22 protein-coding genes and 1 tRNA gene are annotated in these 22,098 nt (G+C 66.7%); all 23 read right to left on the bottom strand.

The genetic code is table 11. The features are described from left to right. Nucleotides 1-52 precede the first annotated feature (52 nt). Complete coding sequence (gene nuoN, locus HNQ70_RS05460) at nucleotides 53-1,525, bottom strand: NADH-quinone oxidoreductase subunit NuoN (RefSeq protein ID WP_183965047.1); 1,473 nt, start codon at nucleotides 1,523-1,525, stop codon at nucleotides 53-55. Between the two features lie 6 nt (nucleotides 1,526-1,531). Beyond that, nucleotides 1,532-3,025: an NADH-quinone oxidoreductase subunit M gene (locus tag HNQ70_RS05455; protein ID WP_246434728.1), complete on the bottom strand. Its 1,494-nt coding sequence runs from the start codon at nucleotides 3,023-3,025 to the stop codon at nucleotides 1,532-1,534. A 19-nt stretch (nucleotides 3,026-3,044) separates the two neighbouring features. Continuing rightward, nucleotides 3,045-5,096: an NADH-quinone oxidoreductase subunit L gene (nuoL, locus tag HNQ70_RS05450; RefSeq protein ID WP_183965045.1), complete on the bottom strand. Its 2,052-nt coding sequence runs from the start codon at nucleotides 5,094-5,096 to the stop codon at nucleotides 3,045-3,047. Between the two features lie 5 nt (nucleotides 5,097-5,101). Beyond that, nucleotides 5,102-5,410 (bottom strand): NADH-quinone oxidoreductase subunit NuoK, encoded by a 309-nt coding sequence (gene nuoK, locus HNQ70_RS05445; protein WP_183965043.1) that lies wholly within the window; start codon nucleotides 5,408-5,410, stop codon nucleotides 5,102-5,104. Then, nucleotides 5,407-6,018, bottom strand: coding sequence for an NADH-quinone oxidoreductase subunit J (locus HNQ70_RS05440; RefSeq protein WP_183965041.1), 612 nt, complete (start codon nucleotides 6,016-6,018; stop codon nucleotides 5,407-5,409). Before HNQ70_RS05440 ends, nuoK begins: the two co-directional genes overlap by 4 nt. 32 nt (nucleotides 6,019-6,050) lie before the next feature. Next, nucleotides 6,051-6,539, bottom strand: coding sequence for an NADH-quinone oxidoreductase subunit NuoI (gene nuoI, locus HNQ70_RS05435; RefSeq protein ID WP_183965039.1), 489 nt, complete (start codon nucleotides 6,537-6,539; stop codon nucleotides 6,051-6,053). Nucleotides 6,540-6,561: 22 nt separating this feature from the next. Further along, nucleotides 6,562-7,635 (bottom strand): NADH-quinone oxidoreductase subunit NuoH, encoded by a 1,074-nt coding sequence (gene nuoH / locus HNQ70_RS05430; protein ID WP_183965037.1) that lies wholly within the window; start codon nucleotides 7,633-7,635, stop codon nucleotides 6,562-6,564. Nucleotides 7,636-7,660: 25 nt separating this feature from the next. Further along, nucleotides 7,661-10,009, bottom strand: a complete 2,349-nt coding sequence (gene nuoG / locus HNQ70_RS05425) for an NADH-quinone oxidoreductase subunit NuoG (protein ID WP_183965035.1) — start codon at nucleotides 10,007-10,009, stop codon at nucleotides 7,661-7,663. A 59-nt stretch (nucleotides 10,010-10,068) separates the two neighbouring features. Next, the gene (nuoF, locus tag HNQ70_RS05420) at nucleotides 10,069-11,415 is read right to left on the bottom strand and encodes an NADH-quinone oxidoreductase subunit NuoF (RefSeq protein ID WP_246434726.1); all 1,347 of its coding nucleotides are present in this window, start codon (nucleotides 11,413-11,415) and stop codon (nucleotides 10,069-10,071) included. Between the two features lie 8 nt (nucleotides 11,416-11,423). Next, a complete protein-coding gene (nuoE, locus tag HNQ70_RS05415; protein ID WP_183965501.1) occupies nucleotides 11,424-11,906 on the bottom strand; it encodes an NADH-quinone oxidoreductase subunit NuoE in 483 nt (160 codons plus the stop codon). A 23-nt stretch (nucleotides 11,907-11,929) separates the two neighbouring features. Beyond that, nucleotides 11,930-13,183 carry an NADH-quinone oxidoreductase subunit D gene (locus tag HNQ70_RS05410; RefSeq protein ID WP_183965031.1) on the bottom strand — a complete coding sequence of 418 codons (1,254 nt, stop codon included), beginning with the start codon at nucleotides 13,181-13,183 and terminating at the stop codon, nucleotides 11,930-11,932. A gap of 9 nt (nucleotides 13,184-13,192) precedes the next feature. Further along, nucleotides 13,193-13,786: an NADH-quinone oxidoreductase subunit C gene (locus HNQ70_RS05405; RefSeq protein WP_183965029.1), complete on the bottom strand. Its 594-nt coding sequence runs from the start codon at nucleotides 13,784-13,786 to the stop codon at nucleotides 13,193-13,195. A gap of 16 nt (nucleotides 13,787-13,802) precedes the next feature. Further along, nucleotides 13,803-14,279 (bottom strand): NuoB/complex I 20 kDa subunit family protein, encoded by a 477-nt coding sequence (locus tag HNQ70_RS05400; protein ID WP_183965027.1) that lies wholly within the window; start codon nucleotides 14,277-14,279, stop codon nucleotides 13,803-13,805. A gap of 42 nt (nucleotides 14,280-14,321) precedes the next feature. Further along, the gene (locus HNQ70_RS05395) at nucleotides 14,322-14,681 is read right to left on the bottom strand and encodes an NADH-quinone oxidoreductase subunit A (RefSeq protein WP_183965025.1); all 360 of its coding nucleotides are present in this window, start codon (nucleotides 14,679-14,681) and stop codon (nucleotides 14,322-14,324) included. 78 nt (nucleotides 14,682-14,759) lie between these two features. Beyond that, nucleotides 14,760-14,844 (bottom strand) — tRNA-Leu (locus tag HNQ70_RS05390). Nucleotides 14,845-14,945: 101 nt separating this feature from the next. Further along, complete coding sequence (gene secG / locus HNQ70_RS05385) at nucleotides 14,946-15,377, bottom strand: preprotein translocase subunit SecG (protein ID WP_183965024.1); 432 nt, start codon at nucleotides 15,375-15,377, stop codon at nucleotides 14,946-14,948. A 14-nt stretch (nucleotides 15,378-15,391) separates the two neighbouring features. Then, nucleotides 15,392-16,159: a triose-phosphate isomerase gene (gene tpiA / locus HNQ70_RS05380; protein WP_183965023.1), complete on the bottom strand. Its 768-nt coding sequence runs from the start codon at nucleotides 16,157-16,159 to the stop codon at nucleotides 15,392-15,394. 57 nt (nucleotides 16,160-16,216) lie between these two features. Next, on the bottom strand, nucleotides 16,217-17,071 hold the full coding sequence (gene pssA, locus HNQ70_RS05375; protein WP_183965022.1) for a CDP-diacylglycerol--serine O-phosphatidyltransferase: 855 nt from the start codon (nucleotides 17,069-17,071) through the stop codon (nucleotides 16,217-16,219). Beyond that, nucleotides 17,068-17,946, bottom strand: coding sequence for a 2OG-Fe(II) oxygenase (locus tag HNQ70_RS05370; protein WP_183965021.1), 879 nt, complete (start codon nucleotides 17,944-17,946; stop codon nucleotides 17,068-17,070). The genes pssA and HNQ70_RS05370 overlap by 4 nt, the downstream gene beginning before the upstream one ends. 148 nt (nucleotides 17,947-18,094) lie before the next feature. Next, complete coding sequence (locus tag HNQ70_RS20595) at nucleotides 18,095-18,376, bottom strand: PIN domain-containing protein (RefSeq protein ID WP_183965020.1); 282 nt, start codon at nucleotides 18,374-18,376, stop codon at nucleotides 18,095-18,097. Nucleotides 18,377-18,594: 218 nt separating this feature from the next. After that, entirely contained in the window at nucleotides 18,595-19,611 is a 1,017-nt protein-coding gene (gene ilvC / locus HNQ70_RS05360; protein ID WP_183965017.1) for a ketol-acid reductoisomerase, read from the bottom strand. A gap of 86 nt (nucleotides 19,612-19,697) precedes the next feature. Continuing rightward, nucleotides 19,698-20,189 carry an acetolactate synthase small subunit gene (gene ilvN / locus HNQ70_RS05355; protein ID WP_183965015.1) on the bottom strand — a complete coding sequence of 164 codons (492 nt, stop codon included), beginning with the start codon at nucleotides 20,187-20,189 and terminating at the stop codon, nucleotides 19,698-19,700. Next, on the bottom strand, nucleotides 20,189-21,913 hold the full coding sequence (locus HNQ70_RS05350) for an acetolactate synthase 3 catalytic subunit (protein ID WP_183965007.1): 1,725 nt from the start codon (nucleotides 21,911-21,913) through the stop codon (nucleotides 20,189-20,191). Before HNQ70_RS05350 ends, ilvN begins: the two co-directional genes overlap by 1 nt. Nucleotides 21,914-22,098: the final 185 nt, after the last annotated feature.

Genomic DNA, 22,098 nt, shown 5'->3' with positions numbered 1-22,098 from the left:
CGGCGGGGCTCGGGAAGCTACGCACGAAGCGACCGGACCCGCGCCAGGGCGCTCAGCTCGACAGCGCCTGGCGGACCGCGTTCAGGCAGGCGGTCATCAGCGGCGAGGGCAGGATGCCCAGCAGCAGCACCGCCGCGCCGTTGATTGCCAGCACCGCGCGCGCACCGCCGCCGGCCGCGATCGGCGCATGGTCGGTGGGCTCGTCGAAGTACATCGTCTTCACCACCCGCAGGTAGTAGAAGGCGCCGACCAGCGACGCAAGCACCGCCACCACGGCCAGCCAGACGTGGCCGGCGTTCACGACCGCCTGCAGCACCGCCAGCTTGGCGTAGAAGCCAACCGTCGGCGGGATGCCCGCCAGCGAGAACATCAGGATCAGCGCGACGAAGGCCATCCACGGGCTGCGGCGGTTGAGCCCGCGCAGATCCTCGATTTCCTCCGCCTCGAAGCCCTTGCGCGCCAGCACCTGGATCAGACCGAAGGTGCCGAGCGTGGTCAGCACATAGGTCACCGCGTAGAACATCGCCGCGCTGTACGCATCGGCGCCCGCATCGCCCTGCCCGGGAACCACTCCGGTGGCGAGCCCCAGCAGAATGAAGCCGACCTGCGCGATCGTCGAATAGGCCAGCATGCGCTTGAAGTTGCGCTGCGCGATCGCCACCAGGTTGCCCACCACCAGCGAGGCCACCGAGAGCACGATCAGCATCTGCTGCCAGTCGAAGGCAACGCCCGGCAGGCCCTCGGCGAGCAGGCGGAAGGCCATTGCGAAGGCCGCCAGCTTGGGCGCGCCGGCGATCAGCAGCGTGGTGGCGGTCGGGGTGCCCTGGTAGACGTCGGGCAACCACATGTGGAAGGGCACGGCGCCGAACTTGAACGCGATGCCGGCCACCAGGAAGACCACGCCGAACACCAGCACCAGCCGGTTGGTGTCGAACGCGCTCAGCGCACGCGCGATCTCGGGCAAGGCCAGGCTGCCGGTGCCGCCGTAGATCATCGACATGCCGTAGAGCATGAAGCCCGAGGCCAGCGCGCCGAGCACGAAGTACTTCATCGCCGCCTCGGTGGACGCCGCATGATCGCGGCGCATCGCGGCCAGCGCGTACAGCGACAGCGACATCAGCTCCAGCCCGACGTAGACCACCAGCAGGTTGTTCGCCGAGATCATCACCATCTGGCCGAGCAGCGCGAACAGCGCCAGCGCGTAGAACTCGCCCCGGTACATCTCGCGATCGCGCAGGTAGCGGCGGGCATAGACCAGGCTGGCCGCCACCGCGACGCAGGCGAACAGCTTCAGCAGCAGCGCGAGGCCGTCGGCGACGTACATGCCGTTGAAGGCGTACTGCGTGGGCGACCCCAGCTGCATGAAGACGAAGACGAAGGTGACCAGCACCGCCAGCAGCGCCAGCCGGTCGATGCCGATCGCCTGCTTCAGTCGTTCGGAGAGCACGTCGGCCAGCAGCACGACGCAGGCCGCGACCAGCAGGACGATCTCGGGAAGGGCCGCGAGGAGGTTGAGCTTTTCCATTTCGTCTTACTTGATCTTGGAGACGGCCACGTGCTCGAGCAGCTTCGCCACCGAGAGGTCGGTCATGTCGGTGACGGGCCGGGGGTACAGACCCATCCAGAGCACCGCGATTGCGAGCGCGGCCAGCATCCAGAATTCTCGGCGGTTCACGTCCTTCAGGTCACGGACGTGGTCGTTGGCGATCACACCGAAGATCACCCGCTTGTACATCCACAGCGAGTAGGCCGCGCCGAAGATCAGCGTGCTGCCCGCCGCGAAGGCGATCCAGAAGTTGTACTGGACCGCGCCCAGGATGACCATGAACTCGCCGACGAAGCCGGAGGTGGCCGGCAGGCCGGCGTTGGCCATCGTGAACAGCATGAAGAGCGCGGCGAACTTCGGCATGGTGTTGACCACGCCGCCGTAGTCGGCGATCTGGCGCGAGTGCACGCGGTCGTACATCACGCCGATGCACAGGAACATCGCGGCCGAGACGAAACCGTGCGAGATCATCTGCACGATCGCGCCCTGCACTGCCAGCTGGTTGAACATGAAGAAGCCCAGCGTCACGAATCCCATGTGGGCGATCGACGAGTAGGCCACCAGCTTCTTCATGTCCGCCTGCACCAGGGCGACGAGGCCGATGTAGACCACCGCCACCAGCGACAGCGCGATCATCAGCCAGGACAGCTCATGGCTGGCGTCCGGTGCGATCGGCAGCGAGAACCGCAGGAAGCCGTAGGCGCCCAGCTTCAGCATGATGGCGGCCAGCACCACCGAGCCGCCGGTGGGCGCCTCGACGTGAGCGTCGGGCAGCCAGGTGTGCACCGGCCACATCGGCACCTTCACCGCGAACGCCAGCAGGAAGGCAAGGAAGATCAGGATCTGCTCGTCCATCGACAGCGGCAGCGCGTGCCAGTCGGCGATCGCGAAAGAGCCCGACTGCAGGTACAGGTAGATCAGCGCGACCAGCGTGAGCAGCGAGCCCAGCAGCGTGTACAGGAAGAACTTGAAGGCCGCGTAGACCCGGTTGGGGCCGCCCCAGACGCCGATGATGATGTACATCGGGATCAGCGTGGCCTCGAAGAACACGTAGAACAGCAGCCCGTCGAGGGCCGCGAACACCCCGATCATCAGCCCCGAGAGGATCAGGAAGCAGGCCATGTACTGCGCCACCTTCTCCTGGATCACCTCCCAGGCGGCGATCACGACGAAGATCGTGATGAACGCCGTCAGCAGCACGAACCAGACGGAGAGTCCGTCGACGCCGAGATGGTAGTTCGCCGACAGGCGCTCGATCCAGGGGGTGCTCTCGACGAACTGGAAGTCGGCGGTGCCGCGGTCGAAGCGGGTGAACAGCGGGATCGTCGCGGCGAAGCCCGCCAGCGCGCCGACCAGCGAGAGCAGGCGGACGGTGCCGGCGTTGCGGTCATTGCCGACGAGCAGCACCAGGAAACCGAACAGGATCGGAATCCAGATGGCGGCGCTGAGGTACGGGAACATGGAGGTAGCGGAACTCATGACTTGACGGGTTTCCTGCTCAGCGCTTGATCAGCGGCACGAACCACCAGAGCAGCGCGGCCACCCCGACGATCATCGCGATCGCGTAGTGATAGATGTAGCCGGTCTGCACCAGGCGGCCCACCGATGCGAGCCAGCCCACCAGGCGGGCGCTGCCGTTGACCGCCAGGCCGTCGATGAGCGCCTGGTCGCCGCCCTTCCAGAGACCCTTGCCCAGCAGCCGCGCGCCGCCGGCGAAGAAGACCTCGTTGAAGCGGTCGAGGTAGTACTTGTTGTCGAGGAGCGCGTGCACGCCGGACATCGAGCGCTTGATCGACGCCGGCAGCGCCGGATTGATCAGGTAGCAGTAGTAGGCGAAGGCCACGCCGGCCAGCGCCAGCCAGAAGGCCGGCGTCACGAAGGCATGCATGCCCATCGCCGCCCAGCCGTGGAAGTGCTGGGCGAACTCGGCCATCGCCGGATGGCGCGCGGCGTCGATGTGGATGACGCCCTTGAAGAAGTCGCCGAACACCATCGGGCCGATCGTCAGCGCGCCGATGATCGCCGACGGAATGGCGAGCAGCACCAGCGGCAGCGTCACCACCAGCGGCGACTCGTGCGGCTTCTGGCCGGGGGCCAGGCCGTGATGCTCGTCGTGGCCATGGTCGTCGGCATGGTCGTCATGTCCGTGGGCATCGTGCGCCTGCGCCTGGTGGCCGTGCGCATGCGAGCCCCAGCGCTCCTTGCCGTGGAAGACCAGGAAGTACATGCGGAACGAGTAGAACGCGGTGACGAACACGCCGGCCAGCACCGCGAAGTAGGCAAAGCCCGCGCCCGGCACGTTGGCGTACTTCACGGCTTCGATGATCGAGTCCTTGGAGTAGAAGCCGGAGAAGAACGGCGTGCCGATCAGCGCCAGCGAGCCCACCAGCGACACCAGCCAGGTGATGGGCATGTACTTGCGCAGCCCGCCCATGTTGCGGATGTCCTGGTCGTGGTGCATGCCGATGATGACCGAGCCGGCGGCCAGGAACAGCAGCGCCTTGAAGAAGGCGTGCGTCATCAGGTGGAAGATGGCCACGCTGTAGGCCGAGGCGCCGAGCGCCACCGTCATGTAGCCCAGCTGCGACAGCGTCGAGTAGGCGACCACGCGCTTGATGTCGTTCTGGACGATGCCCAGGAAGCCCATGAACAGCGCGGTGATCGCGCCGATGACGATCACGAAGCTGAGCGCGGTGTCGGACAGCTCGAACAGCGGCGACATCCGCGCCACCATGAAGATGCCCGCGGTGACCATCGTGGCCGCGTGGATCAGCGCGGAGATCGGCGTGGGGCCTTCCATGGAGTCGGGCAGCCAGACGTGCAGCGGGAACTGAGCGCTCTTGCCCATCGCGCCGATGAACAGGCAGATGCAGGCCACCGTCAGCAGCGACCAGTCCGGACCCCAGAGCCCGAAACCGACGGTCTTGTCGGCCAGCCCGGGGGCCGCCTCGAAGACCCGCGCGTAGTCCAGGCTGCCGAAGTGGGCCAGCACCAGGCCGATGCCGAGCACGAAGCCGAAGTCGCCCACCCGGTTGACCAGGAAGGCCTTCATGTTGGCGACGATGGCCGTCGGCCGCGTGTACCAGAAGCCGATCAGCAGGTAGGACACCAGGCCCACCGCTTCCCAGCCGAAGAACAGCTGCAGGAAGTTGTTCGCCATCACCAGCATCATCATCGAGAAGGTGAACAGCGAGATGTAGGCGAAGAAGCGCTGGTAGCCGGGATCGTCCTTCATGTAGCCGATGGTGTAGACGTGCACCATCAGCGACACCGAGGTGACCACGCACATCATCGTGGCGGTCAGCGAATCGACCAGGAAGCCGACCTGGAAGCCGATGTCGCCCACCACCGACCAGGTGTAGAGCGTGCCGTTGAAGGTGTTGCCGGCGAGCACGTCGAGCAGGGTCCACACCGACGCCGCGAACGACACCGCGACCCCGAGGATGGTGACCGTGTGCGCGCCCGCGCGTCCGACCTGCCGGCCGAAAAGGCCGGCAATGACGGCGCCCACCAGGGGCGCGAAGGCTGCGAGCAGATAGGCCGTCTTCATGCGCCTTAACCCTTGAGCTCGTCGAGATCCTCGACGTTGATGGTGCCGAGGTTGCGGAACAGCAGGACGAGGATCGCCAGGCCGATCGCCGATTCGGCGGCCGCCACCGTGAGAATGAAGAAGACGAAGATCTGACCGGCCGCGTCGCCCAGGAAGTGCGAGAACGCGACGAAGTTCAGGTTGACCGCCAGCAGCATCAGCTCGATCGCCATCAGCACGATGATGACGTTGCGGCGGTTCAGGAAGATGCCGAGGACGCTGATCGCGAACAGGATCGCGCCCAGCACGAGGTAGTGAGCCAGCGTGAGGGTCATTGCGCGGAATCCTTGGGCTGCGCAGGCATCTTCACGATACGGATGCGATCGGCGGCCTTGGTGCGGACCGCCTTCGAGGGATCGGTGTAGCGGGCGTCCTTGCGGCGGCGCAGGGTCAGCGCGATCGCCGCGACGATGGCCACCAGCAGCAGAACCGCGGCCAGTTCGAACGGGTAGACGTACTCGGTGTAGATCAGCTGGCCGAGCGCCTCGGTGTTGCTGTAGCCCTCGGGCTGCACCGGCGCGTCGGAGGCCTTCACGCCCGAGAACGCGTGGATCAGCACCGCCGAAAGCTCCAGCACCACCACCACGCCGACGAAGGCCGCCACCGGGAGGTTGCGCCAGAAGCCCTCGCGCACCTTGTCGAGGTTGATGTCGAGCATCATCACAACGAACAGGAAGAGCACCATCACCGCGCCGACGTAGACGAGCACCAGCGTGATCGCCAGGAACTCGGCCTCGAGCAGCATCCAGATGCAGGCCGCGTTGATGAAGGTCAGCACCAGGAACAGGGCCGAGTGCACCGGGTTGCGCGCAGTGACGACGCGCAGCGCCGACACCACCGCGATCGCGGCGAAGATGTAGAAAAGTAGGGTCTTGGCGTCCATGTTCCGTGCTCTGGCGTGTCCGTTCCCGGGTCTCAGCGGTAGGCCGCGTCGGCCTCGCGGGCAGCCGCGATTTCCTTCTCGTAGCGGTCGCCCACTGCGAGCAGCATGTCCTTGGTGAAGTAGAGGTCGCCGCGCTTCTCGCCGTGGTACTCGAGGATGTGGGTCTCGACGATCGAATCCACCGGGCAGGACTCCTCGCAGAAGCCGCAGAAGATGCACTTGGTGAGATCGATGTCGTAGCGGGTGGTGCGGCGGGTGCCGTCCTCGCGGACTTCGGACTCGATGGTGATCGCCAGCGCCGGGCAGACCGCCTCGCACAGCTTGCACGCGATGCAGCGCTCCTCGCCATTGGGGTAGCGGCGCAGCGCATGCAGCCCGCGGAAGCGCGGCGACATCGGCGTCTTCTCCTCCGGATAGAGGATCGTGATCTTGCGCTTGAACAGGTAGCGCCCGGTCAGGCGCATGCCCCTCAGCATCTCGAGGAGCATGAAGGACTGGAAGAACTCCTTGACTGCTTGCATGGCTATAGAGCTCCTGCCCTCGTCAGTTCCAGATGTTCCAGGGCGTCTGCATCCAGATCGCCACCACCACAAGCCACACCAGCGTCACCGGAATGAAGATCTTCCAGCCCAGCCGCATGATCTGGTCGTAGCGGTAACGCGGGAAGGACGCGCGGAACCAGATGAAGAATGACACCACGAAGAAGGTCTTCAGGCCGAGCCAGATCCAGCCCGGGATCCAGTTCAGCGGCGCCACGTCGATCGGCGGGTACCAGCCGCCCAGGAACATGATCACGGCCAGCACCGAGATCAGGATCATGTTGGCGTACTCGGCCAGGAAGAACACCGCGAAGCCCATGCCCGAGTACTCGACCATGTGACCAGCGACGATCTCGGACTCGCCCTCGACCACGTCGAAGGGATGGCGGTTGGTCTCGGCCACGCCCGCCACGAAGTAGACGACGAACACCGGCAGCAGCGGCAGCCAGTTCCAGGACAGGAAGGACAGACTCATCTCGGCGAAGGTGCCGCGGCCCTGCTGCAGCACGATTTCGGTCATGTTCAGGCTGCCCGACACCATCAGCACCACCACCAGCGCGAAGCCGATCGCAAGCTCGTAGGACACCATCTGCGCCGCGGCGCGCATCGCGCCGAGGAACGGGTACTTCGAGTTGGACGCCCAGCCCGCGATGATGACGCCGTAGACCTCGAGCGAGGTGATCGCCAGCAGCAGCAGCAGGCCGGCGTTGACGTTGGCCAGCACCGCCTCCGGCCCGAAGGGGATCACCGCCCAGGCCGCGAGCGCCGGGGTGATGGTCATGACCGGCGCGAGCACGTACAGAACCTTGTTCGCCTGCGCCGGAACAATGATCTCCTTGAGCATCAGCTTCAGCGCATCGGCGATCGGCTGCAGCAGGCCGCCGGGCCCCACGCGGTTCGGCCCGAGGCGGATGTGCATGAAGCCGATCAGCTTGCGTTCCCACAGCGTGAGGTAGGCGACGCAGCCCATCAGCGGCAGCACCACCAGGATGATCTTGACGAGGTTCCAGACGACCGGCCAGGCGCCGCCGAGCAGCGACTCGCCGGTGCTGTTGATCGAGAGCAGCAGCTGATCCATGATTCCCTGTTCTCCCTGCCGCGCCTCAGGCCCGCGCGACCGTGACCGCGCCGAACATCGACGCCAGCCCCGCGGTGCTCGCATGCGCCGCGGCCAGGCGAACCACGCCCGCCGCAACCGCGTCGTCTTGCGCCGCCTCGACCAGGGCCTCGCCGCCGCCCTGGGCAACGCGCACGCGCTCGCCTGCGGACAGCCCGAGCGACGCCAGCGTCGCGGCGCTCATCCGCGCCTGCGGGGCGCGCGCGTCGCGCGTGCGCTGCAGGCTCTCGGCGCGCCGCACCAGCGGATCCGCGAAGTAGACCGGCACGTCGGCCAGCCGCTCCAGCGTGCCGGCCGCAAGCGCCTCGGCCGGCTGCAGCGTCAGCGCCGCCAGATCAACCGCAACGCGGTTGTCCAGGCGCGCGGCCACGTCGCCCTGCAGCGCGCTGGCGCGCACCGACTCCGAGGTGTCGAAGTCGAAGCCCGGCAGCTCGAGCACGTTGGCCAGCACGCGCAGCACCTTCCAGCCGGGACGGGTCTCGCCCAGCGGACGCACCACGCCGTTGAAGGATTGCGCCCGGCCCTCGCAGTTGACGAAGGTTCCGGAGGTCTCGGTGAACGGAGCGATCGGCAGCAGGCAGTCGGCCAGTTCCATCAGCTCGGGCGAACGGAAGGCGGTCAGCGCCACCACCGTCTCGGCCTTCGCGAGCGCCTCGCGCGCGGGGCGCGGCATGGCGTGGTCGAGCCAGGGCTCGGCGCCCAGCAGCAGGTAGGCCGACAGCGGCTCGGCGACCATCGCCCGCGCGTCGCGCCCGTCGGCCGCCGGCAGCGCGCCGGCAAGCCAGCCGCCCACCGAGTTGGCGGCCTCGCCGAGGAAGCCCAGCCGCGCGCCGGTGGCGTCGGCGATCGCCTGCGCCAGCTGCGCGACGATGCCGGCACGGTCGCACTGCACCGCGGCGTTGCCGAGGAAAACCGCCTTGCGCTCGCCGTCGGCGAGGCTGGCCGCGATGGCCCGCTCGTCGTCGGTCGGCGACACGCCGGCCAGGCCCGCGGACGCCGGCTTGTCCTGCGCCTGCAGCACCGCGACCAGCACGCCGGCCAGCGACTGCGCCCAGCGGCTGGGCGCCACGATGGAGCGGGCCGCCAGCGGCATCAGCAGGTCGTCATCGGCGGCATGCAGCACCGATACGCGGGCGCCGCGCTTGACCGCCTGGCGCACCCGCGCGGCCAGCAGCGGATGATCCTTGCGCAGGAAGGAGCCGACCAGCAGCATGCGGTCGAGCGTGCCCACTTCCTCGATCTTCATTCCCAGCCAGGGCACGCCAGCGGTGCGGCCCTGCGCGGAGAAATCGCGCTGGCGCAGCCGGAAATCGACGTTGCCGCTGCCCAGGCCGCGCATCAGCGCGCCCAGCAGGTGCAGTTCCTCGAGCGTGGCGGTGGGCGAGGCCAGCGCGCCGATCGCCGCCGCGCCGCGGGCGCTGCGCACCTGCGCGAGCGAATGCGCGGCGTAGTTCAGCGCGGTCTGCCAGTCCACTTCCTGCCACTGGCCGTCCTGCTTGATCATCGGCGCGGTCAGCCGCTCCTCGCAGTTCAGGGCTTCATAGGAGAAGCGGTCGCGGTCGGAGATCCAGCATTCGTTGACCGACTCGTTCTCCAGCGGCACCACGCGTTTGACGCGATCGCCCTTGATCTGGACGATGATGTTCGAGCCGAGCGCATCGTGCGGCGCCACCGACTTGCGGCGCGCCAGCTCCCAGGTGCGGGCGCTGTAGCGGAAGGGCTTGGAGGTGAGCGCGCCCACCGGGCAGATGTCGATCATGTTGCCGGAGAGCTCGGAGTCGATCGACGTCCCGAGGAAGGTCATGATCTCCGAGTGCTCGCCCCGGTTGCCCATGCCCAGTTCCATGACGCCGCCGATCTCCTGGCCGAAGCGCACGCAGCGGGTGCAGTGGATGCAGCGGCTCATCTCCTCGGCGGAGATCAGCGGGCCCATCGGCTTGTGGAAGACCACGCGCTTGGCCTCGGTGTAGCGCGAGGACGAGGCGCCGTAGCCCACGGCAAGGTCCTGCAACTGGCACTCGCCGCCCTGGTCGCAGATCGGGCAGTCCAGCGGGTGGTTGATGAGCAGGAACTCCATCACCCCCTTCTGCGCCTTGATCGCCTTCTCGGAGGCGGTCCAGACCTTCATTCCGGGCGCGACCGGCGTCGCGCAGGCCGGCAGCGGCTTGGGCGCCTTCTCCACTTCGACCAGGCACATCCGGCAGTTGGCCGCGATGGACAGCTTCTTGTGATAGCAGAAGTGCGGAACGAAGATGCCCAGCTCCGTGGCCGCATGCATCACCATGCTGCCCTCGGGCACTTCCACCTTCTTGCCGTCGATTTCGAGTTCAACCATCTGCAGGCTCGGTCTGTCCGCTATGTCTTGTCTGACTGGAATTCCGGGCGCCCTGGCGCTCAGACGTAGGCCGGCACGATGCAGCGCCGGTGTTCGACGTGGTGTTCGAACTCGTTCCAGTAGTGCTTCAGGAAGGCCTTCACCGGCATTGCGGCGGCGTCGCCGAGCGCGCAGATGGTGCGACCCTGGATGTTGTCGGCCACTTCACCGAGCTTGACGAGGTCTTCGGGGGTGCCCTTGCCGTGCTCGATGCGCTCGACGATGCGCCACATCCAGCCGGTGCCCTCGCGGCAGGGCGTGCACTGCCCGCAGCTTTCCTCGAAGTAGAAGAACGAGAGCCGCAGCAGCGACTTCACCGCGCAGCGCGTCTCGTCGAGCACGATCACCGCGCCCGAGCCGAGCATCGACCCCGCCTTGGCGATCGAGTCGTAGTCCATGTCGACCGTCATCATCTGCTCGCCGGGAATCACCGGGCTGGACGAGCCGCCGGGGATCACCATCTTGAGCTTGCGGCCGTGACGCATTCCGCCGGCCAGCTCGAGCAGCTTCGCAAACGGCGTGCCCATCGGAATCTCGTAGTTGCCCGGCCGCTCCACGTCGCCCGACACCGAGAAGATCTTGGTGCCGCCGTTGTTCGGCTTGCCGACCTCGAGATACTTCTGGCCGCCGTTGCGGATGATCCACGGCACCGCGGCGAAGGTCTCGGTGTTGTTGATCGTGGTGGGCTTGCCGTACAGGCCGAAGCTGGCCGGGAACGGCGGCTTGAAGCGCGGCTGGCCCTTCTTGCCTTCGAGCGACTCCAGCAGCGCGGTCTCTTCGCCACAGATGTACGCGCCGTAGCCGTGGAAGGCGTGCAGCTGGAAGGAGAAGCCCGAACCCAGGATGCGGTCGCCCAGGTAGCCCGCCGCCCTCGCCTCCTCGAGCGCTTCCTCGAAGCGCTCGTAGGCGCCGAAGATCTCGCCGTGGATGTAGTTGTAGCCGGTGCCGATGCCCATCGCGTAGGCCGCGATGATCATTCCCTCGATGACGATGTGCGGGTTGTACCGCAGGATGTCGCGGTCCTTGAAGGTGCCCGGTTCGCCCTCGTCGGAGTTGCACACCAGGTACTTCGGACCCGGATGCCCCTTGGGCATGAAGCTCCACTTCAGGCCGGTGGGGAAGCCCGCGCCGCCGCGGCCGCGCAGCACGCCCGCCTTCATCTCGGCGATCACCTGTTCGGGGGTGATGCCCTCCGCGAGGATCTTGCGCAGCGCCTGGTAGCCCTCGCGCGCCTCGTAGTCCTTCAGCCGCCAGCCGTCCGGCGAGCTGAGCCCCGCGTAGATCTGCGGCTCGATGTGCCGGCCGTGAAAACAGGTTTCCTGCGCGCGCACGTCGGCGAGCGCGGCCCGGAAGTCAGTGGCGCCCATTGCTTCGCTCATGCCTTGGACCGGAGTTCGTCGATCAGGGCGTCGATCTCGCCGGCGCCCATGAAGCTGCACATCCGCTGGTTGTTCACGAGCATCACCGGCGAGTCGGCGCAGGCGCCCAGGCACTCGCTCTCCTTGAGCGTGAACATGCCGTCGGCGGTGGTCTCGTTGTAGTCGATGCCCAGCTTTTCCTTCAGGTACTCGCCCGCGGCCACGCCCTCGCGCAGCGCGCAGGGCAGGCAGGTGCAGACCGCGAGCTTGAAGCGGCCCGGCTGCGTGGTGTCGTACATGTTGTAGAAGCTGGCGACCTCGTGCACCGCGATCGGCGGCATGCCGATGTAGCGGGCCAGGTCCTCGATGATCTCGGGCGAAACCCAGCCCTTCTCCACCTGGGCGATGGCCAGCGCGGCCATCACGGCGGACTGGCGCTGGTCGGCCGGGTACTTGGCCAGCTCGCGGTCGATCTTCGCGTACGACGCGTCGGATAGCAGGCGCTGCGTATTGGGGACTGCGCTCACCGGTCGATCTCTCCGAAAACGATGTCCAGGGTGCCGATGACGGTGACCACGTCGGCCAGCATGTGGCCCTTGGTCATTTCCTCGAGCGCCTGCAGGTGCACGAAGCCCGGCGGGCGGATCTTGAGGCGGAACGGCTTGTTCGCGCCGTCGGACACCAGGTAGATGCCGAACTCGCCCTTGGGGTGCTCCACTGCCGCGTAGCACTCGCCCTCGGGCACGTGCATGCCCTCGGTGAAGAGCTTGAAGTGGTGGATCAGCTCTTCCATGTTGGACTTCATGTCCACGCGCGAAGGCGGCGCCACCTTGTGGTTGTCGGTCATCACCGGGCCGGGGTTGTTGCGCAACCACTCGACGCACTGCCTGATGATCCGGTTGCTCTGGCGCATCTCCTCGACCCGCACCAGGTAGCGGTCGTAGGAGTCGCCGTTGCGGCCCACGGGAATGTCGAAGTCCAGCAGGTCGTAGACCTCGTAGGGCTGGTGCTTGCGCAGGTCCCAGGCCACGCCCGAGCCGCGCAGCATCGGCCCGGTGAAGCCCAGCGCCTTGGCCCGCTCGGGGTCGACCACGCCCACGCCGACCAGCCGCTGCTTCCAGATGCGATTGTCCGTCAGGAGCGTCTCGTACTCGTCGACATAACCGGGGAAGCGGTTGGTGAAGGCCTCGATGAAATCGAGCACCGAGCCCTGGCGGTCGCGGTTGAGCTCGCGGATCGCCGCCTCGCTGCGCACCGTGGAGGGACGATGCTGGGCCATGCGGTCGGGAAGGTCGCGGTAGACGCCGCCGGGTCGGTAGTAGGCGGCGTGCATGCGCGCGCCGGACACCGCCTCGTAGACGTCGAAGAGATCTTCGCGCTCGCGGAAGGCGTAGAGCAGCAGCGCCATCGCACCGCAGTCGAGGCCGTGCGCGCCGATCCACATCAGGTGATTGAGGATGCGGGTGATCTCGTCGAACATCACCCGGATGTACTGCGCGCGCAGCGGAACCTCGAGGCCGAGCAGCTTCTCGATCGCCATCACGTAGGCATGCTCGTTGGACATCATCGACACGTAGTCGAGGCGATCCATGTACGGCACGCTCTGCAGGTAGGTGCGCGTTTCGGCGAGCTTTTCGGTGGCCCGGTGCAGCAGCCCGATGTGCGGATCGGCGCGCTGCACGACCTCGCCGTCGAGCTCGAGCACCAGCCGCAGCACGCCGTGCGCAGCCGGGTGCTGCGGACCGAAGTTCAGCGTGTAGTTCTTGATTTCAGCCATGTCGTTCGCTCAGCGCCCTGTCCCGTAGCCATCCTCGCGGATCACGCGCGGCACGTTCTCGCGCGGCTCGATCGAAACCGGCTGGTAGACGACGCGCCGCTGCTCGGGGTCGTAGCGCATCTCGACGTGGCCCGAGATCGGGAAATCCTTGCGGAAGGGATGACCGACAAAGCCGTAGTCGGTAAGGATGCGGCGGAGATCCGGATGACCCTCGAACACGATGCCGTACAGATCGAAGGCCTCGCGCTCGAACCAGCCCACCGCGGGCCACACGTCGATGAGCGAGGCGACCAGCGGGAAGTCGTCGTCGGGACAGAACAGCCGCACGCGCAGCCGCCAGTTCTTCTCCACCGACAGCAGGTGCGAGACGACCGCGAAGCGCTGCGACTCGCGCGGCTCGTCGCGATAGCCCAGGTAGTCGACGCCGCAGAGGTCGATCAGGGTGTCGAAGCGCAGCGCGGCGTCGTCGCGCAGCCGCGTGCATACCTCGACATAGTCGGGCGCGCCGACCACCAGCGTGAGCTCGCCAAGTCGCTCGGCGACCTGGACGCGTTCACCGAAGGCCTGCTCGAGGGCCGTCTTCAGGGTTTCGAGTCTTGTCATCGGACGGGTTCGGGACTTAGCGGGCGATGGTGCTGGTGCGCCGGATCTTGTTCTGCAGCTGCATGATTCCGTACAGCAGCGCTTCGGCGGTGGGCGGGCAACCGGGGACGTACACGTCCACCGGAACGATGCGGTCGCAGCCGCGAACCACCGAATACGAATAGTGGTAGTAGCCCCCGCCATTGGCGCAGGAACCCATCGAGATCACCCAGCGCGGCTCGGCCATCTGGTCATAGACCTTGCGCAGTGCAGGCGCCATCTTGTTGCACAGCGTGCCGGCGACGATCATCACGTCGGACTGCCGCGGGCTCGGACGGAACATCACGCCGAAGCGGTCCATGTCGTAGCGCGAGGCGCCGGCATGCATCATCTCGACCGCGCAGCAGGCCAGCCCGAAGGTCACCGGCCACATGGACCCGGTGCGACCCCAGTTGACGAGCTTGTCGACCTGGGTCGTGACGAAACCCTCACCCAGAACACCTTCGATGCTCATGCGTACCGCTCCGAAGCAGCTGCTGGAAAAACGCGTCCGGGATCACTCCCAGTCGAGCGCGCCCTTCCTCCACTCGTACACGAAACCGACCACCAGGATGGCCAGGAAGATCATCATGGACAGGAAGCCGAAGAAGCCGATGGCGTCCAGCGACACTGCCCACGGAAACAGGAAGGCGATCTCGAGGTCGAACAGGATGAAGAGGATCGCCACCAGGTAGTAGCGCACATCGAACTTCATCCGGGCGTCCTCGAAGGCCTCGAAGCCACACTCGAACGGGGAGAGCTTCTCGGGATCGGGCCGCGACGGGCCTAGGATCTTTCCGATGATCAGGGGCCCGAAACCAACGGCCGCTCCGACCAGGATGAACAACAGAACCGGCAGGTATTGATCGAGGTTCACGGCGACCCCTGGTCAGGAAAGCCCCGTACCGGACGGCGACTTCCTCGGCGGACATTCCAGCCGCGCATTTGTTTTGATTGGTGCCGACGGCGAGACTCGAACTCGCACAGCTTTCGCCACTACCCCCTCAAGATAGCGTGTCTACCAATTTCACCACGTCGGCACTGCACTTGCTGACTTGCTGCAGGCGCCTTGGCGAAGAACATCCCGCCTTGGCTTACCGGGTTGAGGACGCCCGGTACAGCACACTATTTTAACGCGAAATCACTTTGGATTTTCGCTGGAGGAGCTGTTTTTTTGCGTTGCATCACTTCCGCTGGACGCGTCGCCGGCGGCGGGCGCCGGGCTTGCGGGCGTAACCGGAGCCGCCGGAACCGACGGCGCCGACACCGACGGAATCGATGCATCGCCGGGCGCCGCCGCAGGCTGCTCCATCACGCTCGACGGCGCCGTCTGCGACTTGTTCGTGACGAAGGCCAGGCCCAGCGTGCACAGGAAGAACACGGTGGCCAGTCCGCCAGTGAGCCGGCTCATGAAGTTCGCGGAGCCGGTGGCGCCGAACAGGCTCCCCGAGGCGCCGCCGCCGAAGGCCGCGCCCATGTCGGCGCCCTTGCCGTGTTGCAGCAGCACCAGGATGATGACGCCGAGCGCGCTGAGCACCTGCAGCACGACGACCAGGGTAAGCAGGATGTCCATTCTCGGTTCTTTCCTCAGGCGCCTGCCGCACTGCGGCAGATCGCACCAAATTCGTCGGCCACCAGCGCAGCACCGCCGATGAGACCGCCGTCGATATCAGCCATGCCGAACAGGCTGGCCGCATTGGCGGGCTTCACGCTGCCGCCGTACAGCAGGCGCACCCGCGCCGAATCCGCAAAACCGGCCGCAGCCAGGCGCCCGCGGATGAACTCGTGCATCGATTGCGCCTGCTCCGGCGTGGCCGTGCGTCCCGTACCAATCGCCCAGACAGGTTCGTACGCAAGCACGAAGCGCTCGACGGCCACCCCCGCCAGGGAAGCGAGCGCGCCCACCTGGCGCGCCAGCACTTCCTCGGCGCGATCCTGCTCGCGCTCCTCGAGGGTCTCGCCGACGCAGACGATGACGCCGACGTCGTGCTCGAGCGCCCGCTGCGCCTTGACAACCACCGTCTCGTCGGCTTCTCCGAACAGCGTGCGCCGCTCGGAATGACCCACGATGGCCCAGCGGCAGCCGAGATCGGACACCATCGCCGCGGAGACCTCGCCGGTGAAGGCGCCGTTCTCGTGCGCTGCGACGTCCTGCGCACCCCAGGCGATGCCCGCATCACCCATCCAGGCAGCCGCCTGCCCCAGGTACGGAAACGGCGGACACACCGCGACATCCACCCGCGCCAGCAGCTCGCGATCGATGAAAGAACGCAGCGCAGTGAACAGACGCTCGTTGGCGATCAGGTCGCCGTTCATCTTCCAGTTGCCGACAACAAGCGGCTTGCGCGCTTTCATTCGCGTTTCAGGCTCTTGCGGGAAACCGTAGATTGTACTTTGCGAGACCGCAGCGGGTCAACGCGGCTCCTGCGGCTCCCGCTCCTGAGCGGGCGGAACGGGCGCGGTGCGCGCGCGCCAGCGTCGCCAGGCCCACATCGCATAGCCCGACAGGCCGTAGAGCACGAACAGCGAGAACAGCACCAGCGGCGGGTCGCTGGAGACCAGCACGAAGAACATCACCACACCGAGCAGCGCGAAGAAGGGAACGCTCTTCTTCAGGTTGATGTCCTTGAAGCTGTAGAAGGGGACGTTCGACACCATGGTGAGCCCGGCATACACGGTGAACACCCACGCAACCCAGGCGAGGTCCGCCCGCGTGGCGGTGATCCAGCGCGTCTCGCGCAGGTCGGTGGCGATCCACACCAGCCCCACCACCAGCGCCGCGGCCGCAGGGCTGGGCAGCCCCTGGAAGTAGCGCTTGTCCACCACTCCGATGTTGGTGTTGAAGCGCGCCAGCCGCAGCGCGGCGCCCGCGCAATAGACGAAGGCGGCCAGCCAGCCCCACTTGCCCAGGCCGCGCAGCGTCCACTCGTACATGATCAGCGCCGGCGCGGCGCCGAAGGACACCATGTCGGAGAGGCTGTCGTACTGCTCGCCGAAGGCGCTCTGGGTGTTGGTCATCCGCGCCACGCGGCCGTCGAGGCTGTCGAGCACCATCGCGAAGAAGACCGCGATCGCCGCGTAGACGAAGTTGTCGTTCATCGCCTGCACGATCGCGTAGAAGCCGCAGAACAGCGACGCCGTCGTGAACGCGTTCGGCAGGATGTAGATGCCGCGGGCCCGCCGGCGGGGCGTGGCCTCGACCTGCTCCGAAGCCGCGACCCGAACTGGCCGGCTCGGCTTCAACCTGCGCCGCCTGATGGGTTTCATCGGAAATAGGGTCCCTGGCGCAGCCATTTGGTGACAACCCACTTCTCGCCGCGCGCAACCGGAGCACCGGCATGCAGGCAGCGCGAATCGAGTTCGCCGGCAGAATTGAAATACTCGAAGTAGACCGCGCAACCCGGCTGCGGGCGCACCGAGAGCTCGAGCTCCGGAAAGCCGGTGCCCCCGCCCTCCTCCACCTGGTTCAGGTAGATGACCATCGTGGCCACCCGCTGGCCACCCTGGCGGACGTGCTCCTGGCTGCCCGGAGAGGCGGGGTCGAAGTAGTCATGGTGCGGACGGTACTCGTCCCCGACCCGGTAGTGCAGCACCTGCAGCGGTTCGCCGTGGTCGACCGGCACCCCGGTGAGCGCCGCGATGCGCAGCTCCAGCCGCTGCACCAGCGCGTTCTCGCCGCGCTGGAAGTGCGTGCCTTCGCTGGTGCGCACCGCGCTCACCTCGAGCTGGCCGCTGCCGCGATCCACCACCTGCGAGCGGCGCATCTTGCCCGAGGCAAGCCGGATCAGCTCCTCGCACTCCTTGCCGGAGAGCAGGCCGGTGAGCAGCGCCACGTTGGGATCCTGCAGCACGAAGCCGATGCCGACGTCGCGATCCGCGGCCCGGACGCGATTGGCGACCGGCAGGCGAATGGGGTCGGCGCGGTACTGGACCAGCAGGGCCGGCGACTCGCGCTGCACGCGCTCGGTCATCGAGCGCACGACGGAGATGGCGGTGCGGGCGTAGTTCTCGTCGAAGCCGGCGTTGCGCATGGCGTCGAGCATTTCGGCGTCACCGACACCGCGAACGACGTTGCCGGCGAGCCAGTCCTGCCAGTCGGGCGCGAGGCGTGGCGCGGGAGGCGGGATGGGGACGGCGCTCATGGGGGCAGAGTATAGCGGCGGCGGACCTTGCGGGGGACCGAGTACTGAGGCCAGACCGCTGAAGTCACGAGCACTCCGCGCCGCACGGCCACACCGGAGACCAGGTCGAACTTCTCAGCTGTGGATTGGCTCAGGACTCACCGCGTGCTCAGGCCGTTGCTGGCCACACGCGCAGCGGGCAGTGCAAGGCAGCATGAGTAAAGTCCTTGTCCGTCGTCAGCAGGGTCAAGTCGTGACGGATGCACAGATGGGCAAGCAGCGCGTCAATCGTGCCGATCTGTACGCCGGCACGTCGGCAGGCATTGCGCAAGGACGCCGCAGAAATATGATCCTCGCGGTCTGGCTGAATCAGCGGGAGGGCGGCAAACCGCTCGATGATCTGAGCCTGCGCCTTGGGGCCCGAGAATCCCTGCAGCAATTCCTGAAGCACCAGACCTGTTGTGACAAGGACCTCGGAGCCGAACAGAGCGCGCTAGATGAAACGGCGTAACCAAGGGGGTGACGCTCGAGAGGTTCTGTCGCGCCCTCACGCACGCCTCGACGCCCCGGAGCAGCCGGCCGAAGCGGTCCGGGCCGAGGCCCGGGCCCTTCGGTCGGATGCGCCCGCGCCGGCGCCCGCGGGGGAACCGGCGCGACGCAAACGAACGATCAGTTGCGGGTCTTGTCGACCAGCTTGTTGGCCTTGATCCAGGGCATCATCCCGCGCAGCTTCTCGCCGACCTGCTCGATCTGATGCTCCTCGGTCAGGCGACGGCGCGACAGCAGCGTCGGGGCGCCCGCCTTGTTCTCGAGGATGAACGACTTCGCGTACTCGCCGGTCTGGATGTCGCGCAGGGCCTGGCGCATCGCGTCCTTGGTGGCAGCGGTGACGATCTTCGGGCCGGTGACGTACTCGCCGTACTCCGCGTTGTTGGAGATCGAGTAGTTCATGTTCGCGATGCCGCCTTCGTAGATCAGGTCCACGATGAGCTTGAGCTCGTGCAGGCACTCGAAGTAGGCCATCTCGGGGGCGTAGCCCGCCTCGACCAGCGTCTCGAAGCCGGCCTTGATCAGCTCCACGGCGCCGCCGCACAGCACGGCCTGCTCGCCGAACAGGTCGGTCTCGGTCTCTTCTCGGAAGTTGGTTTCGATGATGCCGGCGCGGCCGCCGCCGTTGGCGCAGGCGTAGGACAGCGCGAGGTCGCGCGCGACGCCGCTCTTGTCCTGGTGGACCGCGACCAGCGTGGGCACGCCGCCGCCCTGGACGTAGGTGCCGCGCACCGTGTGGCCCGGGGCCTTGGGCGCAACCATCACCACGTCGAGGTCCTCGCGGGGCACGACCTGGCCGTAGTGGACGTTGAAGCCGTGCGCGAAGGCCAGCGTGGCGCCCTGCTTGATGTTCGGCTCTACGTCATCGCGGTAGACCGCGGCGATGTTCTCGTCGGGCAGCAGCATCATCACGAAGTCGGCGCCCTTGACGGCGTCCTTCACCTCGTCGACCTTCAGGCCGGCCTTCTTGACCTTGTCCCACGACGGGCCGCCCTTGCGCACGCCCACCGTGACCTTGACGCCGGAATCGTGCAGGTTCTGCGCGTGCGCGTGGCCCTGCGAGCCGTAGCCGATGATCGCAACCTTCTTGCCCTGGATCAGCTTGAGATCGCAATCCTTGTCGTAGAACACCTTCATGTCTTCACTCCCTGTGGATTCGTAGACCCCGGCCGACCTGGCCGGGGGGATGTCGTGTGTTGGCGTCGCCGCCTAGGCGTCGCCGCCTAGACCTTGAGCACGCGCTCGCCGCGGGCGATGCCCGAGCTGCCGGTGCGAACGGTTTCGATGATCGCCGCCCGGTCGAGCGCCTGGATGAACGCGTCGAGCTTGTCGGCGTCGCCGGTGAGCTCCACCGTGTAGGTGCGGTCGGTGACGTCGATGATCCGGCCGCGGAAGATCTCCGCCATCCGCTTCATCTCGTCGCGCTCCTTGCCCACCGCGCGCAGCTTGATCAGCATCAGCTCACGCTCGATGTAGGGGCTCTCGGTGAGGTCGACCACCTTGACCACTTCGATCAGCCGGTTCAGGTGCTTGGTGATCTGCTCGATCACGTCGTCCGAACCGGTGGTGCAGATGGTCATGCGCGACAGCGAGGTGTCCTCGGTGGGCGCGACGGTGAGCGTCTCGATGTTGTAGCCGCGTGCCGAAAAGAGGCCCACCACGCGCGACAGCGCGCCGGCCTCGTTCTCGATGAGGATGGAAATGATGTGCTTCATCACAGGTCCTCCGAGCCGAGCAGCATTTCGGTCAGGCCCTTGCCCCCCTGCACCATCGGCCACACGTTCTCGGTCTGGTCGGTGATGAAATCGAGGAACACGGTGCGGTCCTTGTACTTGCCGTGGAAGGCCTCGTGCAGCGCGGGCTCCACGTCCTCGGGCTTCTCGATGCGCAGGCCGACGTGGCCATAGGCCTCGGCGAGCTTGACGAAGTCGGGCAGCGCGTCCATGTACGACTCCGAATACCGGCTGCCGTACTCGAGCTGCTGCCACTGGCGCACCATGCCCAGGTAGCGGTTGTTCAGGTTGACGATCTTCACCGGCAGGTTGTACTGCTTGCAGGTGGAGAGCTCCTGGATGCACATCTGGATCGAGCCTTCGCCGGTGACGCAGGCCACCGGGGCGCCGGGGTTGGCCATCTGCACGCCCATCGCGTACGGCAGGCCCACGCCCATCGTGCCCAGGCCGCCGGAGTTGATCCAGCGGCGCGGCTTGTCGAAGCGGTAGAACTGCGCGGCGAACATCTGGTGCTGGCCGACGTCGGAGGTGACGAAGGCATCGCCCTTGGTGACCGCCCACAGGCGCTCGACCACGAACTGCGGCTTGATGGTCCCCGATTCGCGGTCGTACTTCAGGCAGTCCTTCTTGCGCCACTCGTTGATCTGCGCCATCCAGGCGTCGACCGCCTTCGCGTTGGTTTTCTGGCCGGCCGCGGAGCCTTCCTCGAGCAGCGCGATCAGGTCACGCAAGGTCTCGCGCACGTCGCCCACGATCGGCACGTCGACCTTCACGCGCTTGGAGATCGACGAGGGGTCGACGTCGACATGGATGATCTTGCGCGGGTTCTGCGCGAAGTGCTTCGGGTTGCCGATCACCCGGTCGTCGAAGCGCGCGCCCACGGCAAGCAGCACGTCGCAGTGCTGCATCGCCATGTTGGCCTCGTAGGTGCCGTGCATGCCCAGCATCCCCACGAACTTGGGGTCGCTGGCGCGATAGCCGCCCAGCCCCATCAGCGTGTTGGTACAGGGGAAGCCCAGCATGTCGACGAGCTTGTTCAGCTCCGGCGCCGCGTTGGCCAGGATGACGCCGCCTCCGGTGTAGATCATCGGCCGCTCTGCGTGCAGCAGCAGGCTCAGCGCCTTCCTGATCTGGCCGTGATGGCCCTTGACCACCGGGTTGTACGAGCGCATGGACACCGTCTTCGGATACTCGAAGCGGCACTTGTCGCGCGTGACGTCCTTGGGAATGTCCACCAGCACCGGGCCCGGGCGACCGGTGCTTGCGATGTGGAAGGCCTTCTTCATCGTCTCGGCGAGGTCCTTGACGTCCTTGACCAGGAAGTTGTGCTTCACGCAGGGGCGGGTGATGCCCACGGTGTCGCATTCCTGGAAGGCGTCCTGGCCGATCGCGTGCGTCGGCACCTGGCCCGAGATGATCACCATCGGGATGGAGTCCATGTACGCGGTGGCGATGCCGGTGACCGCGTTGGTGACCCCTGGGCCGCTGGTGACCAGGCACACCCCCACCTTCTCGGTGGAGCGCGAGTACGCGTCCGCGGCGTGCACCGCGGCCTGCTCGTGCCGCACGAGGATGTGCTGGAACTTGTCCTGCTTGAATATTTCGTCGTAGATGTAGAGAACTGCGCCACCGGGGTAGCCGAAGATGTGCTCGACACCTTCTTCGGCGAGGCAACGCACGACGATTTCCGCGCCTGTGATTTCCATGATCTTCCTTTCAAGACCGAGGGAGCCCGCCCGCCGGCGCCAACGCGCGAAGCCACCATGGCTCGCGCCTCGACGCAGACCTTGCGACGGGGCCTGCGAGATATTGATCGGACGCCGCCCGAACGCCCTTGTGAGGCGCCGTGGCGGCATGCGCGTCTTTGGCGTCTGCTTGCGGGTGTGCCCGC

This window comes from Quisquiliibacterium transsilvanicum (genome assembly GCF_014202215.1).
GTDB classification, from domain to species: domain Bacteria; phylum Pseudomonadota; class Gammaproteobacteria; order Burkholderiales; family Burkholderiaceae_E; genus Quisquiliibacterium; species Quisquiliibacterium transsilvanicum.
This window is presented reverse-complemented; position numbering and strand designations above follow the sequence as displayed.

Excerpts from the sequence above, each read along its gene's own strand:
- tpiA (WP_183965023.1), bottom strand. The coding sequence starts at position 16,159 with ATGAAAGCGCGCAAGCCGCTTGTTGTCGGCAACTGGAAGATGAACGGC.
- HNQ70_RS05410 (WP_183965031.1), bottom strand. The coding sequence starts at position 13,183 with ATGGCTGAAATCAAGAACTACACGCTGAACTTCGGTCCGCAGCACCCG.
- nuoF (WP_246434726.1), bottom strand. The coding sequence starts at position 11,415 with ATGGGCGCCACTGACTTCCGGGCCGCGCTCGCCGACGTGCGCGCGCAG.
- nuoG (WP_183965035.1), bottom strand. The coding sequence starts at position 10,009 with ATGGTTGAACTCGAAATCGACGGCAAGAAGGTGGAAGTGCCCGAGGGC.
- pssA (WP_183965022.1), bottom strand. The coding sequence starts at position 17,071 with ATGAAACCCATCAGGCGGCGCAGGTTGAAGCCGAGCCGGCCAGTTCGG.
- nuoL (WP_183965045.1), bottom strand. The coding sequence starts at position 5,096 with ATGAAGACGGCCTATCTGCTCGCAGCCTTCGCGCCCCTGGTGGGCGCC.
- HNQ70_RS05455 (WP_246434728.1), bottom strand. The coding sequence starts at position 3,025 with ATGAGTTCCGCTACCTCCATGTTCCCGTACCTCAGCGCCGCCATCTGG.
- ilvC (WP_183965017.1), bottom strand. The coding sequence starts at position 19,611 with ATGAAGGTGTTCTACGACAAGGATTGCGATCTCAAGCTGATCCAGGGC.
- HNQ70_RS05400 (WP_183965027.1), bottom strand. The coding sequence starts at position 14,279 with ATGAGCATCGAAGGTGTTCTGGGTGAGGGTTTCGTCACGACCCAGGTC.
- HNQ70_RS05405 (WP_183965029.1), bottom strand. The coding sequence starts at position 13,786 with ATGACAAGACTCGAAACCCTGAAGACGGCCCTCGAGCAGGCCTTCGGT.
- ilvN (WP_183965015.1), bottom strand. The coding sequence starts at position 20,189 with ATGAAGCACATCATTTCCATCCTCATCGAGAACGAGGCCGGCGCGCTG.
- nuoH (WP_183965037.1), bottom strand. The coding sequence starts at position 7,635 with ATGGATCAGCTGCTGCTCTCGATCAACAGCACCGGCGAGTCGCTGCTC.
- nuoI (WP_183965039.1), bottom strand. The coding sequence starts at position 6,539 with ATGCAAGCAGTCAAGGAGTTCTTCCAGTCCTTCATGCTCCTCGAGATG.
- HNQ70_RS05350 (WP_183965007.1), bottom strand. The coding sequence starts at position 21,913 with ATGGAAATCACAGGCGCGGAAATCGTCGTGCGTTGCCTCGCCGAAGAA.
- nuoN (WP_183965047.1), bottom strand. The coding sequence starts at position 1,525 with ATGGAAAAGCTCAACCTCCTCGCGGCCCTTCCCGAGATCGTCCTGCTG.
- HNQ70_RS05370 (WP_183965021.1), bottom strand. The coding sequence starts at position 17,946 with ATGAGCGCCGTCCCCATCCCGCCTCCCGCGCCACGCCTCGCGCCCGAC.
- nuoK (WP_183965043.1), bottom strand. The coding sequence starts at position 5,410 with ATGACCCTCACGCTGGCTCACTACCTCGTGCTGGGCGCGATCCTGTTC.
- HNQ70_RS05440 (WP_183965041.1), bottom strand. The coding sequence starts at position 6,018 with ATGGACGCCAAGACCCTACTTTTCTACATCTTCGCCGCGATCGCGGTG.
- secG (WP_183965024.1), bottom strand. The coding sequence starts at position 15,377 with ATGGACATCCTGCTTACCCTGGTCGTCGTGCTGCAGGTGCTCAGCGCG.